Annotated in this window: 14 protein-coding genes; 10 read left to right on the top strand and 4 right to left on the bottom strand. The window is 40.2% G+C overall.

What is annotated here, in order from left to right; all coding sequences use genetic code 11:
* Positions 1–20 precede the first annotated feature (20 nt).
* Together B5D46_RS06085 and B5D46_RS06080 are read right to left on the bottom strand one after the other, a co-directional pair.
* A complete protein-coding gene (locus B5D46_RS06085; protein ID WP_078928702.1) occupies positions 21–1,007 on the bottom strand; it encodes a hypothetical protein in 987 nt (328 codons plus the stop codon).
* Between the two features lie 256 nt (positions 1,008–1,263).
* A complete protein-coding gene (locus tag B5D46_RS06080) occupies positions 1,264–3,081 on the bottom strand; it encodes a hypothetical protein (protein WP_078928701.1) in 1,818 nt (605 codons plus the stop codon).
* Positions 3,082–3,404: 323 nt separating this feature from the next.
* Here B5D46_RS06080 and B5D46_RS06075 point away from each other — a divergent pair, with 323 nt between their 5' ends.
* From B5D46_RS06075 to B5D46_RS06055, 5 genes are all read left to right on the top strand, one after another.
* The gene (locus B5D46_RS06075; protein ID WP_078928700.1) at positions 3,405–3,842 is read left to right on the top strand and encodes a DUF805 domain-containing protein; all 438 of its coding nucleotides are present in this window, start codon (positions 3,405–3,407) and stop codon (positions 3,840–3,842) included.
* Between the two features lie 207 nt (positions 3,843–4,049).
* Positions 4,050–5,003: an AEC family transporter gene (locus B5D46_RS06070; RefSeq protein WP_078928699.1), complete on the top strand. Its 954-nt coding sequence runs from the start codon at positions 4,050–4,052 to the stop codon at positions 5,001–5,003.
* A 15-nt stretch (positions 5,004–5,018) separates the two neighbouring features.
* Positions 5,019–5,390: a fluoride efflux transporter CrcB gene (crcB, locus tag B5D46_RS06065; protein ID WP_159443036.1), complete on the top strand. Its 372-nt coding sequence runs from the start codon at positions 5,019–5,021 to the stop codon at positions 5,388–5,390.
* 184 nt (positions 5,391–5,574) lie between these two features.
* Complete coding sequence (locus B5D46_RS06060) at positions 5,575–7,734, top strand: SpoIIE family protein phosphatase (protein ID WP_159443035.1); 2,160 nt, start codon at positions 5,575–5,577, stop codon at positions 7,732–7,734.
* Positions 7,735–7,752: 18 nt separating this feature from the next.
* Positions 7,753–9,951, top strand: a complete 2,199-nt coding sequence (locus B5D46_RS06055; RefSeq protein ID WP_078928696.1) for a SpoIIE family protein phosphatase — start codon at positions 7,753–7,755, stop codon at positions 9,949–9,951.
* A gap of 4 nt (positions 9,952–9,955) precedes the next feature.
* Here B5D46_RS06055 and tusA read toward each other — a convergent pair whose 3' ends face one another.
* Together tusA and B5D46_RS06045 are read right to left on the bottom strand one after the other, a co-directional pair.
* Complete coding sequence (tusA, locus tag B5D46_RS06050) at positions 9,956–10,183, bottom strand: sulfurtransferase TusA (protein ID WP_078928695.1); 228 nt, start codon at positions 10,181–10,183, stop codon at positions 9,956–9,958.
* Positions 10,184–10,204: 21 nt separating this feature from the next.
* Positions 10,205–10,885 (bottom strand): formate/nitrite transporter family protein, encoded by a 681-nt coding sequence (locus B5D46_RS06045; RefSeq protein WP_078928694.1) that lies wholly within the window; start codon positions 10,883–10,885, stop codon positions 10,205–10,207.
* A 222-nt stretch (positions 10,886–11,107) separates the two neighbouring features.
* Here B5D46_RS06045 and B5D46_RS06040 point away from each other — a divergent pair, with 222 nt between their 5' ends.
* The 5 genes from B5D46_RS06040 to radA all read left to right on the top strand — a co-directional run bounded on the left by B5D46_RS06040 (position 11,108) and on the right by radA (position 16,830).
* Positions 11,108–11,941 carry a 5'-nucleotidase, lipoprotein e(P4) family gene (locus tag B5D46_RS06040; protein WP_078928693.1) on the top strand — a complete coding sequence of 278 codons (834 nt, stop codon included), beginning with the start codon at positions 11,108–11,110 and terminating at the stop codon, positions 11,939–11,941.
* A 304-nt stretch (positions 11,942–12,245) separates the two neighbouring features.
* Positions 12,246–13,838: a peptide chain release factor 3 gene (gene prfC, locus B5D46_RS06035; RefSeq protein ID WP_078928692.1), complete on the top strand. Its 1,593-nt coding sequence runs from the start codon at positions 12,246–12,248 to the stop codon at positions 13,836–13,838.
* On the top strand, positions 13,839–14,567 hold the full coding sequence (locus B5D46_RS06030; RefSeq protein WP_078928691.1) for a TatD family hydrolase: 729 nt from the start codon (positions 13,839–13,841) through the stop codon (positions 14,565–14,567).
* 3 nt (positions 14,568–14,570) lie between these two features.
* A complete protein-coding gene (gene serB, locus B5D46_RS06025; protein WP_078928690.1) occupies positions 14,571–15,452 on the top strand; it encodes a phosphoserine phosphatase SerB in 882 nt (293 codons plus the stop codon).
* A 1-nt stretch (position 15,453) separates the two neighbouring features.
* A complete protein-coding gene (gene radA, locus B5D46_RS06020) occupies positions 15,454–16,830 on the top strand; it encodes a DNA repair protein RadA (RefSeq protein ID WP_078928689.1) in 1,377 nt (458 codons plus the stop codon).
* Positions 16,831–16,850 lie beyond the last annotated feature (20 nt).

The following is a 16,850-nucleotide window of genomic DNA, read 5'->3' as shown; positions in this document are numbered from 1 at the left end:
CCCGAAGGCGCAGTTATCTTTTAATTGCAGATTTTCAGGTAATCATTCAGAGGCATAAAATCCACACTGGTAACTGCGCATGCTTTATTTTTGTATTCTTCGATTTTATTTTCAGAGAGTGCTACTGACTCTGGTACATAGGACACTCTGTTTTTAATTTCGTTATTGATTTCTCTGATATAGGTTAAATACTCCAGAGGAAATTCTGCATTCTTAGTTGTTACTGTTCCTTTTTCTGTAATCAGTTTTACAGCCTTTTCATCTGGATTTGCAGGATTAGACTCATGTACATATCCAATCTCTTTTGCTTTTCCATTGTTTACAGTATTGCTAAAGCTGATTCTTTCAAGATCAGGCTTGACCTGCGTAGTAATGTTGAAGCAGGTTTCATTGTCGTTTTCTAAGGCACAGTATGATTTTGTATATTCTTCAAATGAATTGTCCTGATTGTATCTGTATATATAGGTTACATCCCTGGTCTCAAGTATGTCTGTTATAAGCTCCCCGTACTTAGTTTTTTTAGGTGTTACCGATCTGAAGTAACCAAACTGAGTTTTCTCATCTAGGTCGATTTCAGCCTGTCCCTTATAAAGCGTTCCGTTCTTTTTGTCATTGATAAGATATATGTTTATCAGAGTCTGATTGTCACTGTACTCGACAATCTGTTCGCTATCAGTTGTCTCATATTTAACGAACAGTCGGCCAATACCGTCAGCTTTACCTTTGATACAGTTTCCATCCCAGAAGAACTGACCGTTCTGTACAGAAAGATCACCTTCATTGGTCATATATGCAATTTCACATTTCTCTGTTTTATTAGCAGGCTGTAATTTTAGAAATCTGTATTCAGTCTTTTTATCCTGAATCTGCTGAATGTTGTCTGTTTCTATTGACATAAGGGTTTCATTGGACGGAACAACCTCAAGATCTGTGGTATCAATTGTATTTACACAGCCGGTAAGTATTGCGGAAATAAGAATGATCTGTGGGGCGTTCTTTATACTCATCGCTGTCTCCTTTTGGTCCAAAATATCCTGTTAACTCAAGAAATAATCTGCTTATAATTTTAAGATTAGATATTGATTCTATGTTTTCAAGGTGAAACATAGTAAAAACAATATGTTAGTGTCACATTTTTTAAAATAATCTTTATTTTCAATGAAAAGCCGCTGTATTTTCTATAGAGGAAATGGCGAAAGAGGAAAAAGAAACGGGGATTTTTAATCCCCGTCTGAGCCGATATCTACATGGTTAAGAATTCATTTATTTTGTTTGTTCGATCGTTAAAACTCCTTTGTTTATTAGTTTTGAATCAGTGGTTATCAGTTTTTTCAGATTCTTCACAGGCTGAATCTGTTCGTTGTTAACCTTAAGGGAGCCTAACTGAGCGCGAGCCTTGCGATTGACTCTGATTATAGTAGGCTTCTCCTTTGCTGTATTCTCAACACTGACTTCTCCTGTAACAGTCAGCTTTCCTCCCTGAACAAGCAGCTGTTCGTGTCTTACATCCTCGGCATTTGGAGCCTGTCCCAGCTTAACTGCCTTGCCCATGTCTGGTCCTGGAGGAACAGAACCCACGAACTTGGCAATTGTACCGTCGTCATATCCCTGAACATAGAGATTGCCGTTAACTGTTGTATCGTATCCTCCAAAGGTATTGGTCTGGAAGAATGCGTTTCTGCCCTTAGAGGTTACGGTAACATCACCCATTACGGATTTTGTTTTCTCAGGTCCTGTCCAGCGTGCATGTCCTGTTGAAACGATAGCTGCAGCGCCACCGCCAGGTGCAGTTACACTGATCTTTCCTGTTACAGTAGAGTCGATAACACCCTGTACTGTGTAGATAGCAGATAGAGGACCGTCATGATCATCTTTAGCCTGGTTTTCAATGATGACTTCTCCAAGCTTTACCTTTGGTCCTTTCTTTGTGACCTTGCCACCTAGAATTCCTGCAGCAGTGTTGAAGTTTGCAAGAGCAACCGTTGAGTCTGCGGTTACACCCGGATTGGTACTCTTTACGATCATACTTCCAACATCAATGGTTCCGTTTGCTCCCACATAGTAGAAGCCTGCGTTTGCATTGTTTCTGTAACCAGGACTGCCGTCAACAGAGCCGTCAGGATTGTAGATTCCCTCTACACCATGACCGATGATCTCTATTGCACCTAAAGAAATTTCAGGAACATCTTTTCGATCAAATCCGTCAGATAAAGCACCGCGGTCAAACTCGTTAATTGCAAAAATCGCATTGCCATGAGTTTGGTTCAATCCTTCAATTAAAAGCTTTCCTTTACCAGTCAGCGTAGTTCCTTTTCCCTGAAGATTTCTAACAGTTCTGATCTTGGCAACACCTGCTCCTGCAGCACTTGAGACTTTCAGAAGACCATCAACCTTAATATCTCCTGCATATGGACTCTTCTTTCCATTTTCGGCAATGGATCGACCATCAGCCAGCCATAAAACTGCATTGTCTGCCTCGCCTAATTTCTTTGCATCAGGTCCCTTTGTATTCTTTGCATCTGCCATATCAGAGCCCAGGATAAAGGTTCCGCCTTCCTGAATTTCAAGAGCGTGGGTATAGTTAGGATTGAATATACTTCCAGCGTTCTGTGCATCCTTGTCCGTAGGAGCTTTTGAAACTGATGTATTAGCTGTGCCTGTTCCTCCGACAATCAGCGTGGTATGGTCAAAGTCTTTTTTGTTAAGTCCGCTGTGAACCTGGAGCTTTCCTCCTTTCTGTACCAGAACAAATTTTCCTGCAGGAATGTAGAAGGTATTCTTTTCTTTCTGAATTTCACCTGGCAGACATACTTTTACATTAGCACCAGATGCGATAATTACACCATCAAAAGGAAGTCCTGTATCAGCAGCTCTCCATTCCCTGACATCTCCTGATAGGAATCCAGTTGCGGTTGCGCTGTTCCATTCTCCGTCAAAACCAAGTAGAGCATCCATCTGAGACTGACTGTGAATTACTCTGATTCGACCATTATCATCAGCTGTCTGTTTGCAGGTGCACCCGGCAAGAGTCATTGCGACTATCACTGCACAGGCAGAGAGTTTTAGAGGTTTAAAGTTCATAAGAACTCCTTATGTTTGTTTGATTTATATGATTTTTTTTATGAAATGACAAAAGTGGATAGGTGTAACTTTTGTTGCATTTTTAATCTTAAATTAGCTTTTCAAGTTATCAAGGTACGAACTTTTAAATCTTGACCGTGTGTACATTTTAATTTACAAAATTTAAGTTTTACCTTGAAAAAAAATTGTTACATACTATGAAATCACTGAACCGGTAAGCATTCTGAGTGTTTTGGGGAAGTACAGCTTCACATGTTTTTCTATGTGAAATCTATTTCTTCTGTGATATATTCTCGCGGAAAAAAATGAGTCAAGGCAAATAAATGATCTGCAAATACTGCGGCAATCCTGTCAGCGCAAAAGCTGAATTCTGTTCTATGTGTGGCCGCCCTTTAATAGATATTGTTGAAAAGCACGATTATTTGGAAAAAAAACAGAAAAAGGTTATGAAGAGGGCTCCTTTTGCTCTGTTTACAGTTCTTCTGGTTGTGTCAATTCTTTCCTGTATGGTGGTGGAGCAGTCTGCTGTACTTTATCCTGAAAAGTACACAGATGGGGTATCTCTGTGTTTTCTAAAACTCTCATCTATGCTACCAGCTGTTCTGACTCTGCTTTACTGTTTTTTCTGTGTACGCAGAAGAATAAGAGATATCGGAAAGAATCCTTCCTATTCACTTTTAGTGATGATGCCAATAGTTGGTCAAATTTACCTCATTTATCTTTGCTTTAAGAGATCTGTTCCTGCCAGCTGCTATAGATAATACTCATAGTTAAGTCTGAAAATGGCTTATAAGCTTGTTTTTTTCTGAAAAGAACATGCGTATTTTGTTATTAAGCTATTTTCTTAAATCTGTATTTTTTTCTCATCTGACAATTATTTTTTTTATCAGCATCATAAATACGTGATAATAGGTGTATAGTTACACGCTTGTGATATATTTGCGATTTTAACGATTTAGGTATGTATCGTGCTTGAAGATAACTACAGACTATTGTTTGTGCTGACAGATCTGATCCTTCCTCTCATAGTAGGATATTTTCTGCATAAGAATCATCTAATTACAGACAGAATCAACTACTTTATAATCAAATTCAATATTCTTGGAATCTGTACTCTGACAGCCTTATTCAGCTTCTGGGCTCTGCCTTTGAACTGGGATGTTCTGATTCTGCTGCCATTCGGCTCTCTTTTTGTTATTGTGCCTGGAGTTGTCGGCTATCTGACCTTTGCAAAACGTTATAAGAATATGCTCTCACAGGGCTCATACATAATGAGTGTTATGCTTTCCAATGTCGGAACCCTGGGCGGAGTATGTGCCTTTATTCTTTACAGTGACGTAGGTTTTGCCTATAGCCAGATTATCGCCTCATGCCAGAATTTTCTTCTGGTGGTGCTATGCTTCCCTCTGGCTCAGTACTATTACAACAGACATATATCTGCATTTTCAACCGAGCTTAAAAAGACAAGTATTCTAAAGAAGTTTATAAGCTGGAATCAGATCAGCGTAGTCGGAATCTGTATCGGTCTGTTCCTCAATGCTAGGGGAGTTGAACGACCTGAAGCTCTTACCACCTTCTTCCATTTTCTGGTTCATTTTGGAGCCTGGGTAGCACTGGTTCCGGTTGGATATCTAATCAACTTTTCAAAGATCCGTCATTATTACTTTAAGGTCTTTGATATTGTGATTGTCAGATTCCTGATTGTACCAGCCTCAATCTATATAACAGCTCATATCTTCTTTTCTGACAGGGTACTTTTAAACTCTCTTTTAATCTGTGCGATTGCTCCAACTGCAATTAACGCAGTACTTACCGCTAAACTCTACAAGCTAAACGTAAATCTTCCGGTAGCATCATTTGTTTCTACCACAGCGCTGTTTCTTGTGGTAATCTTCCCGATTGTATTCTTTATTCTGAAGTAGATGTCTGGTGGTTTCATGATGATGCAGCTATTGTGCGTGTTTATCGGCGGAGGCATCGGATCCGCTTTACGCTTCCTTATTACCGCATTCTCACGAAAAATCTTTGTTCACTCTGTTTACGGAACTTTATGCTGCAATCTTCTGGGCTGTTTTTTAATCGGTCTGCTTGCAGTTCTTTTTACGCAGAAATTTGCAATCTTCACCTACATTCCAAAGCCTCTGGTAGTAACAGGCTTTCTAGGCGGACTCACCACCTACAGTACCTTCAATCTTGAAGCCTTCACCATGATTCACGAAGGCAGAACCTTTCAGGGTATAGTCTACTTAATAACCACTGTTGTACTTGGGCTTCTATGCACCTACGCAGGATACAGAAGCGTAATCTAATCTGTTTTGTCATTTTTTGTAGACTACTGATTTCTTAAATTAAGAGAGATCAATTAGTTACCAAAAATATGAAAAAGGGACATTTTTTTTTACATGACTCAAATATTGCGTAGATAACAAACTCATCTTCTTAATAATTGTCATAAAATTCAAATAAGATTGGCATAATAGGCAGGTGAGTTTTGTGTTTAAGACAAAGTCATTGAGAAAAAAATTAACCTTTGCGGCTCTTAGTGGAAGTCTGCTTTTTATTTTGGGCTTTGCTGTTTTCTCGCCAATCAGAAACTATTTTCTATTGACTACCATAGACGACATTGAAAAAAACAATCTGTTCAGAATTACAAGCCGTGCTGAAGAACAGGCATTAAAAGAAGAGAAAAGACGTCTTACCAATCTTAATGAGTCTGTTTCTGAACTTTTGGGTACCGAACTTGAACAAATCACTGAAGATGTTGCTCTGTTGCGCGATACTTTTGAAAATTTCCTTGAGCAGCCTGAAAAATATAAGGAAAGAATTCTTCCAAATGCTCTATATAAGGATGTGATTTCAAAGGTTCCCTACGTCCATTACAGCCAGAGACTCTTAAAAGAGGGGCTGACTCCACAGATAGAGAAGGAAGTCAGGATCGCCTCCAATATCGCGGATTTCTCTCCATTCTACTCAGATTACTACAACTGTATATTCTTCGGCTCTGAACGCGGTTATTCGATTGGTCTTTATGTTATGGAGCATCAGGATGATCTTGTTCCTGTAAGTACTGAACCATCACGAACAACCTACGATCCTGTTACCCGTATCTGGTATCAGAATGGCAAGAAATTTAAAGAACCTTCATTTACTGACATTTACCAGGCTCAGTCTGGTGATATGGTTGTTTCCTGCATATCTCCTTATTATGTAAACGGAGAATTTAGGGGCATCATGGGAGTTGACTGCAATCCAAATAAAATATACGAGCTTGTTAAATCTATTGCAGTTGAAGAAAGTGAACTCTATTTTATCTTAAGCCAAAAAGGTGAAATTCTGTTTGTTAATTTTGATTCTGATGCCCTGAGTGTCTCCTTAGGCAAGGATATTCGCAATTCTGAAGAGGAGTCATTAGCTGAAGTTGCAAAATATATGACTGCTCAGAAAAGCGGATTTGAGTCAGTAACTATTAAGGGAAAAGAATATTTCATTGCATACACTCCTGTAAAAAAGGTTAATTGGAGTTTTGCATCTCTGATTCCTGTGGAGAAGGTTTATGCTCCTGCAAAAGTTATCAGACAGCATCTGACTAAAGTTCAGGATCAGTTTTACGAAAAGATTGAAAATTTTATTGTAATCGTCGCAGCTTCTACTCTGGGATTTGTTCTGCTTCTTCTGTTTGTAATCTTCAAACGTATTATTCCTCTGTCTGACAGTGTAGTTAAGCCTATTTTGGAGCTGACACGCAGTGTGAATGAATTCGCATCAGGAGATCTGGATAAAAGAGTAGATTTTAAATCGAAAGATGAAATTCAGAATATAGGCGATAACTTTAATTCTCTTGCTCAGAGACTTCAGGATACCATCAGAGATCTGTCCGTAGTATCAGCCGAGAAAATGAGGCTTGATGCTGAAATCAATGTTGTAAACGAAATTCTGGTCAACTATCTGCCAGATGATTTCTCCATTGCTGATAAACACAATTTTGATCTCTTTGCTGTTGAGTACCCTGCAAAGACATCAGGCGGTGATTATTTTGATTTCTTCATGCTGGATGATGATCATATGGCTATAAGTGTCGGTGATGTTTCTGGCAGAGGAGTTCCTTCAGCTCTGTTTATGATGATTTCAAAGTCAGTTATCAAGAGCTTCAGTAAGATGAATCCTAACCAGGATTTAGGCTCTCTTTTCACAATGGTTAATGATCGTCTTCATAAACACAATACCGAAAAAATGTATGTTGCAGTTTTCTTCGGCGTTATTGAGCTTAGCTCCGGCAGAATGAAGTATGTAAATGCCGGTCATTTTGCTCCTTACATTTTCAGAGACCAGAGTCAAACCGGTAATTTCCTGATGGATGAATCAATAGATCCGATTATGGCTTTAACTTCGGATGCAACTTTCCGTACACGTGAGACAGTAATAAATCCTGGTGACATAGTATTTATGTACACGGACGGTATAACAACAGAGCTCTCAAACAGTGGTGAGAAATTTGATGAGGATATGCTGACAGACGCGGTTTTTGAGGCAGCTAAGGCAGGCATGTCATCAAAAGAGATTGTAGAGGCAAGCCATAAGGCTGCAGTAGAGTTTGCCGGTCATCCTGAGTTTAATGATGATATTGCTCTGTTGTGTTTAAAACGAAAAAAATAACATGGACATTGGATACACATGGAAGATCTGAAAGAAAAAATAGCTAACAGTATCAGAAGAAAGATTATGGTTCTGTCTTTAGGCGGAGCCTGTATGGCTTTTCTGTGCATATTATGTGTATTTATGTTTTCTATTTTCTCTATAAATGAAACTCTTTCTGACTGGCTTCCTCAGCTGAAGGATAAACTCAGCGAGGAGATTGCAGAACATACAAGTGAGTCCAAGATGCAGCTGTATGAAAACCATGTGGTTGCAGATGCCTCTACCTTGGAACTGAACTTTAAAAAACCAATGGATGACTGCGATCTGCTTGCAGGAACATTGTCACTTTATGTAAATAACCCAGAGCGTTATATCTCCCAGAATGTCTCCACAGACAATGTCAGCCTGGATAATAAGTTTTTCTATACCGAGTACAGCAATGGTGTTAACTTAAATTCACCAGCCGTCAAGAAAGATGTGACTGCGGTTAATAACATGAAGGATCTTCTTAGAATTGTTGCATCCCAGTATGAAAAGTTACCGCTTTGCTTTTATGTAATCTCAAAGAGTGGCTATTGTCTGAGCATAAATTCCAATGTCTTAAGCTACGGCGGAAAACAATTCTCGTTTCTGTCCTTAGAGCAGGGAAAAACAAATTTCGATAGCAGATCTCTTCCAGCCTACACAATTCACGATAACAGTAATGTAAAGGTTAGACATGGTCTTATAACCGATGTTTTCTATAATAATGGCGAGCCTGTCGTCAGCTACTCTACTCCTTTTTTTGACAGAAAAGGTTTTGCTGGAGTTGTGGCATTTGATATAAGTCTGACTGATCTTGTCAGGTTTTCCTATAGAGCTGATAAAGATCATGAATGGAAGTTTTTCTTCATGGATAAGTCAGGAAAAATCAAGATGTCCTCATTTGAAGAGGGGATTTTTTCAGTTTCAGCCGATCTTTCCTTAAAGCAGATTGCCAGTGTAGATATTAAGGAACTTGTTTCCAATGTGAATAATGACCGCTCTGGTATCTCCAGGATCAGAATGGATGGCACAAGCTATTATGTAGCATTCTCTCCTGTTCCTTCTTTAGATGGTTATCTTGCAGATGTTTTCTTTGAGGATGATATTAAAGAAGCATTAAAATCATCAAGCGAACAGCTTTTCGGGCTGCTTACAGAAAAGAATGAGCAGATTTTCAAGATTATCGGCCGATACAGAATTATGTCAGGTGTTTTCCTTACACTGATACTGCTTATTTCTTTAACCATTGCCTACAGGATAGTAAAAAAATACACAAGTCCTATTGAACGTATTTCCCAGGAAATCAAATCTCTTGCAACTGGTGATTTCGAAAAGCGGATCTGCGTTAACAGCGGTGATGAGATTGAGGATCTTGCCGAAAACATTAATAACATGGTAGTGGAGATTAAAAAGAAGATTGATTCCATCTCCAAAGTTACCTCTGAAAAGGCTCAGATGGAAGCTACCATGAGTGTGGCCAAGACCATTCAGTCGAATATGCTGCCTAAGAAATTTGATATTTCAAATAGTCACGATAATTTTGACCTCTTTGCTATGAATCTTCCTGCAAAGAGTGTGAGTGGAGATTTCTATGATCTGTTCATGGTTGATGATGACAGAATTATCGTCACTATAGCAGACGTGTCAGGAAAGGGAATTCCAGCAGCTCTATTCATGGTTACATCTATGACTATTCTGAAAAATCTTTCCCACATGATGCTTAAGGATAACAACGATCTTGCAAATGTTGTTACACAGACTAATCTTCAGCTCTGTGACAACAATAAAGAAGGCATGTTTGTAACACTGTTCACTGCAGTTATTAACCTTAAGACCAGAGAAATGACCTATGTAAGCGGAGGCCATAATCCTCCTCTGTTACTGACTAAAAAAACATCTGCGTATGAGTATCTGAAAGTTCCTAGAATTTTCCCTATGCTTGGTGTTTCAGATTTAATCGAATATGAGCAGAATACAATAAGTTTAGATGAGGGAGACTGTCTGTTCCTGTATACAGATGGTGTAACCGAGGCTATCAATGTTAACGAGATGCTTTTTGGTGAAACAAGACTTCTTAAAGTAATGAATGACGAGATGAAGACTGCTAAGCCTGAAAAAGTTGTTAAGGGAGTCTATAACAGAATTCTGGAGTTTGCTGGAGAAGCAGAACAGTTTGATGATATCACTATGCTCTGCTTCAGATTCAAATAGGAATTTAAGCTTTCTTTTTTACAAGAAAGCTGTTTGGATGCTGGTCATCCGGCATTCTCAAAAGGTCGTGCTTCATGAATTTACAGAATGCCGGCACATCGCGCAGGGATACAGGATCATCAGATAGAAGCTCTACAATCTGACCATCCTCTGCCTTTCTGATTGCATTTCTCAACAGAGTCAGCGGTTCAGGACATTTAAGTCCCTTACAGTCAAGAACGATAGTATCCATGCTTTATTTATTCCAGTTATATTAGCTTGCCTTCTTGTAAGTGCTGTCGTTGGCATCAATTGCAAGCTTGTCCTTTGCAGTTTTATCCTTATCTTCTGAGGTCAGCCACTTTGAAAGCAGAATTCTGTAAAGATTGCAGCCGATAAAATTACCGAATACAGTTACAGCCCATTTTACAAAAACATCTGGAGCTCTGGCGATATTTTCCATTGAAAGCCAGGTTGCATAATAGAAGGCATCTGCAATTGAGTGGTAGAAACCACACATGATGAATACAGGAACACCAAACAGCAGAGGAAGGAATTTGTTTTCTCTTGCAAACTGAACTGCAGTGGTCATGATAAATCCGCAGCCGATACCAAGAATAATACAGCCAAGAATATCAGTAGACAGTCTCTTTTCAACAATGCCTGCACTTAAAGAGGTTACTTCCATACAGTATCTGAATGATGCTGCAGCAGCCGCACAGCCTAAAATATTTCCTAACAGAATAGGAAGAAGTGCAAAGAATTCTTTTTTATTGGTGAAAAATCCGGCAGTACCGGTGTAAAGCTTTAGCTTGTAGTGAACAACAGTTAATAATCCGAATCCGAATAAAACTGCGCCGATGATATCTGGGTTCTTAAGATAGGCAAGACCTGCAATACCGATGCACAGTCCTGCGGTAAAAGATGAACTAATGATGTGTAGTAGAGATTTCATAATTTTTCTGATTATTATTTAAAAGAACGACCAACGGGGCATTATATACCAATTGAGCTTAAATAGATTAAAAAAAGGTCTGGTGTTTTTTTAATGAGCTCAGATCATGAGGATCTTCCATTTGAATATAGTCACAAATCAGGGCTTTTTTTCTTATAGTGGAATTAACTGAATCTAAACTAGAACTAGTTGTTGAAGAAATCTAAGGAGCAAAGGTCTGTTATGAAGAGTTTTAGTAAAGCTTTGATTGTTTGCGCCTGCTCAGCAGCCATGATGTGCGGATGCTCTAATGGTGTAAATAATAGTAATGCCAGTGCTGAGCTGTACAAGCGTAATGTTCTTGCCATTTCATGGATGGAGAATTCTGCAGAGTACAGAGCTCTGTGCTATCAGGCATATAATGGTGCCTATGAACACATCAAGGCTTCCTTAAAGCAGAAGTCATCAAAGCCTCGTGCAATTATTCTGGATCTTGATGAGACTGTTATAAACAACATTCCTGCAGAGGCTTCAATCAACTCTGTTATAAAGGATGGTCAGTCATTCAATGACTCATGGCTGTCATGGGAGAGCATGGCCCGTGCGGATGCAATGCCTGGCGCGGTAGAGTTCTTAAAGAAGGTTGACAAGCTGGGAGTGGATATCTTCTATGTAAGTAACCGCAGCTGCAGAAATGTAGAATTTACAAACAAGAATCTTAAGGCTCTTAAGTTCCCATTCAAAAACGCTGTTAAATGTAAGGACAACACTTCCAACAAGAAGGTTAGATTTGACAATGTTATGGAGAAATATAATGTTGTTGCCTTCCTAGGTGACAATGCCACCGATTTCCCAATCAATATCTACGGTGTCAGCGGTGATGACAGAAATAAGCTTGTAGATAAGAACTCCAACCAGTTTGGTGTGAAGTACTTTGTTCTGCCAAATCCTGTTTATGGAGAGTGGTACAGTCAGATCGATCCAAATCTTCTGAAGCAGTCCCATAAGAAAATGGTTGAGCTTGTAGATAAATCTGTAAAGCACGAGCCTGTTCTGAAAGAGGCTATTTCAAAGTAACCTTCCTCTGCAGTAAATAACAGCCTTTTGCGCGGTATTTGCTTAATATTTTCAAAAAAGGTTGTTTATATCCCATAAATAAGAGAAAATACACGCTGTTTTCATAACAGCGTGTAGGATCTTTTTTTCTACTGTTATCCAAAAGAATCCGATATCACAATTAAATGAGTATTATTTAGCCCTTCAGGCGGTTTAATCTGTACCTGTTAAGGGTAGGCCACTGTAAAGCACATTTGTCATGGTGGTCGAGTCAGAAAAGATCCTTAAGTTTTCTTTGTAAAATTGAATTTATCTGAAAAGTAAAATGGCTGATAAAAATCTTTTAAATGAAATTGGCAAGCGTAGAACCTTCGCCATTATTTCTCACCCAGATGCTGGTAAGACCACCATTACCGAAAAGGTTCTGCTGTTCGGTTCTGTTATTCAGAGAGCAGGTGAGGTTAAAGCCCGTGGTTCAACCGGAACCTTTGCCCGTTCAGACTGGATGGATATGGAAAAAGAGCGTGGAATCTCTGTTTCTACATCTGTTATGCAGTTCCCATATAACGGCTGTACTGTAAATCTTCTAGATACCCCAGGTCACGAGGACTTCTCTGAGGATACCTACCGTGTACTTACTGCAGTTGACTCATGCCTGATGGTTATTGATGCTGCAAAGGGTGTTGAGGAACGTACCCGCAAGCTGATGGAAGTTACAAGATTACGTACCACTCCAATTCTAACCTTCATGAACAAGCTCGATAGAGAAACTCGTGATCCTCTGGACCTTTTAGATGAGGTTGAGACCGAGCTTGATATCCTGTGTGCTCCTGTTACCTGGCCAATCGGTTCAGGCAAGACCTTCCGCGGCATCTATCATCTGTTAAACGATGAGGTTATGCTATACCACTCAGGTGAGGGTTACCACATTCAGAAGGCTCAGACTGTTAAAGGTCTGGATAATCCTGAGCTTGACTCAATTATCGGTGAGGATGAGGCTCAGAAGCTTCGTGATGATATTGAGCTGGTTAAGGGGGCTTCAAATGAGTTTGATCTTGAGCTGTTCCTGCAGGGTAAGCTGACTCCTGTATTCTTCGGTACAGCTTTGGGTAACTTCGGTGTTGACTGCATGCTGGACGGTCTGACAAGCTGGGCTCCATCACCTCTTTCAAGAGTTGCTGATGAGCGCGAGGTTGTTGCATCTGAGGATAAGCTTACAGGCTTTATCTTCAAGATTCAGGCTAACATGGATCCAAAACACCATGATCGTATTGCATTCATGCGTATTGTATCAGGCTCATATCACAAGGGAATGAAGCTGTACAATGTACGTCTTGGCCGTGAGATGATCGTATCTGATGCGGTTACCTTTATGGCAGGTGAGCGTGAGCAGGCTCAGGTTGCTGTAGCCGGTGACATCATCGGTCTTCATAACCACGGAACCATGCGTATCGGCGATACCTTTACAGAAGGTGAATCACTGCACTTCAACGGTATTCCTAACTTTGCTCCAGAACTGTTTAGACGTATTCATCTGAAGGATCCTCTAAAGCAGAAACAGCTTCAGAAGGGCCTGATGCAGTTATCTGAGGAAGGCGCTGTTCAGGTATTCAGACCTATAATTAATAATGATCTGATTGTAGGCGCAGTTGGTGTTCTGCAGTTTGATGTGGTTGTTTCAAGACTGAAACATGAATATAACGTTGATGCCAAGTATGAGGCTGTAGCTGTAACCACAGCAAGATGGCTAAGTTCTAAAGATCCTAAAGCCTTAAAGGAAATCTCTGATAAGGTACCTCAGTCCATAGCACTTGATGGCGGTGACAATCTGACCTTCCTGGCAACCTCGGGAGTTAACCTGAACCTTAACATGGAGCGTTATCCAAAGGTTAAGTTCAGTTCAACCAGAGAACACTAAATGTATTACGACGCACACCTTCATGCCGGCATGTATCCTGATGTGGAAGCTGCGGTGAGGTGTGCTCTTAATTCATCAGTTACTCCTGTCCTTGTGGGTATTCATCTGCAGGAAAGTGAGAATACTCTTAAGGCTCTTGCAAACTCTTCAATAAATGTTCCCGTATTTGTAGGTATTCATCCCTGGTATCTTAAGGAACACAGTTTTGATGAGATTCTATTTGAAAAACTCCTTTCATCTCCTCTTGTTTTAGGTATCGGCGAGTGCGGTCTTGATAACAAGATTGATGTGCCTCTGGATACTCAGATTGAGCTTTTATCTTTACATCTTGATGAGGCTGTAAAACACGATCTTCCTGTAAACCTCCATATACGAGGCTATCATGGGGAACTCGTCCGTGTACTAAAATCCTATAATGGAAGAATAAGAGGTGTGGTTCATAATTTCACCTTCTCATTGGAGGTGGCAAAAAAATATCTCGATTTAGGTATGTATCTTTCAGTCGGACATCATATAATTAAACCTTCATTAAAGATGACTGAGGTCCTAAGGTCGGTTGGAGCAGAACATATTCTGCTTGAGACTGATTATGATTACGTTCATACCGGTGATTATGCTCCGGATTTGCTCAAAAACTGTTATAAATCATTAGGTTCGATTTTAGGCATAACTGCTGATAAGATAGAGCATCTTGTTGAATTAAATATAAAAAATCTATTGAGAATTTAAAAAATGAGTTATGTTTTTATTGTTAAAAAAGCTGATCACTTTAATATAGATGCTGCTGGGGAACACTTTGAAAAGCTGTCTTCCTTTAAGCTTACAAAGATTAAATCCAAAAAATTAAATTCTCATGTCGGCGGACTGTTTTCCTGTGAAGCCTCTGAGTCTGATGTAAGAGCAAAAATCAAAAAGCTGATTGAAAAGGAGTCTCTTGATTTTGATGTCTGGTGCAATGATTCTTTCCCAACCTTAAAGCGCAGAGGTGAAATCTGTCTTGATATGGATATGACCTCAGTACAGATTGAGGGAATTGATGAGATTGCAAGACAGCTTGGTGTCTTCGGCAAGGTTTCAAAAATCACCGAGCAGGCAATGCATGGCGGTATGGATTTCTCTGAGTCCTTAAAGCAGCGTGTGGCATTACTTGAGGGCGGTTCTGAGTCTGTTATTGAAGACGTTAAGAAAATCATGGTCGAAACCGATGGTCTTGATGTTCTTATGAATACCGTATCAGAACACAATTGGGTGAAAGCAATCTGTTCTGGCGGTTTTGAACAGCTTATCTGTGTTCTAGAGAAGAAATACAATCTTGATATGGTATGCGCCAATTCCCTTGAGATTAAGGAAGGTAAACTTACCGGCAGGGTAGACAAGAGAATTGTTGATGCCGATGTTAAGCTTGAAGGCGTCATGGAGCTTAAAAAACGTGAAAACATCGATGCTTCTCAGATAATTGTGTTAGGTGACGGCGCAAATGATCTTAAAATGATCGATGGCGCAGCACTGGGAATTGCCTATCATGCAAAACCAATTGTTCAGAAGATGGCTCCAGCCTGCATAAATCACTCTGATCTGACAGCAGTTGCACTTCTGCTCATACTGAATTCCTAATATGGCTAAACCTAAAAGTATATTTATCTGTTCTGCCTGCGGTGCCAGATATTCCCGCTGGCAGGGTATCTGTTCTGAATGCGGAGAAGCCGCTACTATCAGTGAAACCCTGATTGACAATGCTCCTAATCCGGGTGCAAAGGTTGCAGCCCGAGCCCTAAACGGTTTTGCCGGTGTAAGCGGCAGTGGAATCTGTAATCTTTCAAGTGTTGATTTAACCTCACGACCAAGAATTTCTACTGGATTCAGTGAATTTGACAGAGTTCTAGGCGGCGGTATTGTAAGCGGTTCTGTGACCCTGATTGGTGGTAATCCAGGTGCAGGTAAGTCAACTCTGCTGCTGCAGACTGTCGGCAGATTATGTATGTCTCACAAGATTCTATATGTAACCGGTGAGGAGTCTTTACAGCAGGTTGCCATACGAGCTGCCAGACTTAAAATCGGTACAGACAGAATTCGTATAGCCGCAGAAACTTCAATTGATGCTATCTGCGAGATGGCAAGTTCTGAACAGCCTCAGGTTCTGATAGTTGACTCAATTCAGGTGATGCATGTAAACGGCATAGAATCAGCTCCTGGCTCGGTATCTCAGGTGCGTGAAGGTGCAGCTGCATTAACTCAGTTTGCTAAGCGTACCGGTATTGCTGTCTTCATGGTTGGACATGTAACCAAGGATGGCACCTTAGCAGGTCCAAAGATTCTGGAGCACTGCGTTGACTGCTCAATCATTCTTGAGGCAGGAACAGATATGCGTTACAGAACATTGCGCTGTCAGAAAAACCGTTTTGGTGCTGTCAATGAAATCGGCGTATTTGCCATGACCGATGAAGGTCTAAAGGAAGTAAAGAATCCTTCGGCTATATTTTTAAGCAGACAGGAAACAGTTGCTCCTGGCTCTCTTGCCATGGTTACCTGGGAAGGCACACGACCTTTACTGGTTGAACTGCAGGGGCTGGTTGATTTATCTCTATACTCAAATCCAAGAAGACTTTCTTTGGGAACTGATCAGAACCGTTTATCCATGCTGCTCTCTGTATTACACAGACATGCCGAGTTCTCATTGGGAGATCAGGATGTGTTTGTTAATATCGTAGGAGGCGTCAAGGTTGAGGATACTTCTGCAGATGTTCCTCTTGCCATGGCCTTAATCTCATCATTCAAAGACAGACCTATAGACAAGGGCACGATTGCTTTTGGTGAAATTGGTCTGACTGGAGAAATCCGTCCTGTTCCTTATGGTCAGGAGAGAATTGCTGAGGCTGCAAAACAGGGCTTTGTCAGAATCGTTGTTCCTTATGACAATGCTCCAAGACGTAAGCTCAGCAATGTTGATGTGATCCCTGTCAGCAGAGTTACCGATCTTTTTAACCTGATTTAAGTTAAAAAAAATCTCCCTAG

The sequence above is a fragment of the Succinivibrio dextrinosolvens DSM 3072 genome (assembly GCF_900167015.1).
Lineage (GTDB): Bacteria > Pseudomonadota > Gammaproteobacteria > Enterobacterales > Succinivibrionaceae > Succinivibrio > Succinivibrio dextrinosolvens.
Note: the sequence above shows the minus strand (reverse complement) of the source record. Positions and strands in the feature narration are given on the sequence as shown.

What these genes read in the sequence shown, in the direction of transcription:
- radA (WP_078928689.1), top strand. Translation starts at nt 15,454, where the DNA reads ATGGCTAAACCTAAAAGTATATTTATCTGTTCTGCCTGCGGTGCCAGA.
- B5D46_RS06075 (WP_078928700.1), top strand. Translation starts at nt 3,405, where the DNA reads ATGATCTGCAAATACTGCGGCAATCCTGTCAGCGCAAAAGCTGAATTC.
- tusA (WP_078928695.1), bottom strand. Translation starts at nt 10,183, where the DNA reads ATGGATACTATCGTTCTTGACTGTAAGGGACTTAAATGTCCTGAACCG.
- B5D46_RS06045 (WP_078928694.1), bottom strand. Translation starts at nt 10,885, where the DNA reads ATGAAATCTCTACTACACATCATTAGTTCATCTTTTACCGCAGGACTG.
- B5D46_RS06080 (WP_078928701.1), bottom strand. Translation starts at nt 3,081, where the DNA reads ATGAACTTTAAACCTCTAAAACTCTCTGCCTGTGCAGTGATAGTCGCA.
- B5D46_RS06030 (WP_078928691.1), top strand. Translation starts at nt 13,839, where the DNA reads ATGTATTACGACGCACACCTTCATGCCGGCATGTATCCTGATGTGGAA.
- serB (WP_078928690.1), top strand. Translation starts at nt 14,571, where the DNA reads ATGAGTTATGTTTTTATTGTTAAAAAAGCTGATCACTTTAATATAGAT.
- B5D46_RS06040 (WP_078928693.1), top strand. Translation starts at nt 11,108, where the DNA reads ATGAAGAGTTTTAGTAAAGCTTTGATTGTTTGCGCCTGCTCAGCAGCC.
- crcB (WP_159443036.1), top strand. Translation starts at nt 5,019, where the DNA reads ATGATGATGCAGCTATTGTGCGTGTTTATCGGCGGAGGCATCGGATCC.
- B5D46_RS06085 (WP_078928702.1), bottom strand. Translation starts at nt 1,007, where the DNA reads ATGAGTATAAAGAACGCCCCACAGATCATTCTTATTTCCGCAATACTT.
- B5D46_RS06055 (WP_078928696.1), top strand. Translation starts at nt 7,753, where the DNA reads ATGGAAGATCTGAAAGAAAAAATAGCTAACAGTATCAGAAGAAAGATT.
- prfC (WP_078928692.1), top strand. Translation starts at nt 12,246, where the DNA reads ATGGCTGATAAAAATCTTTTAAATGAAATTGGCAAGCGTAGAACCTTC.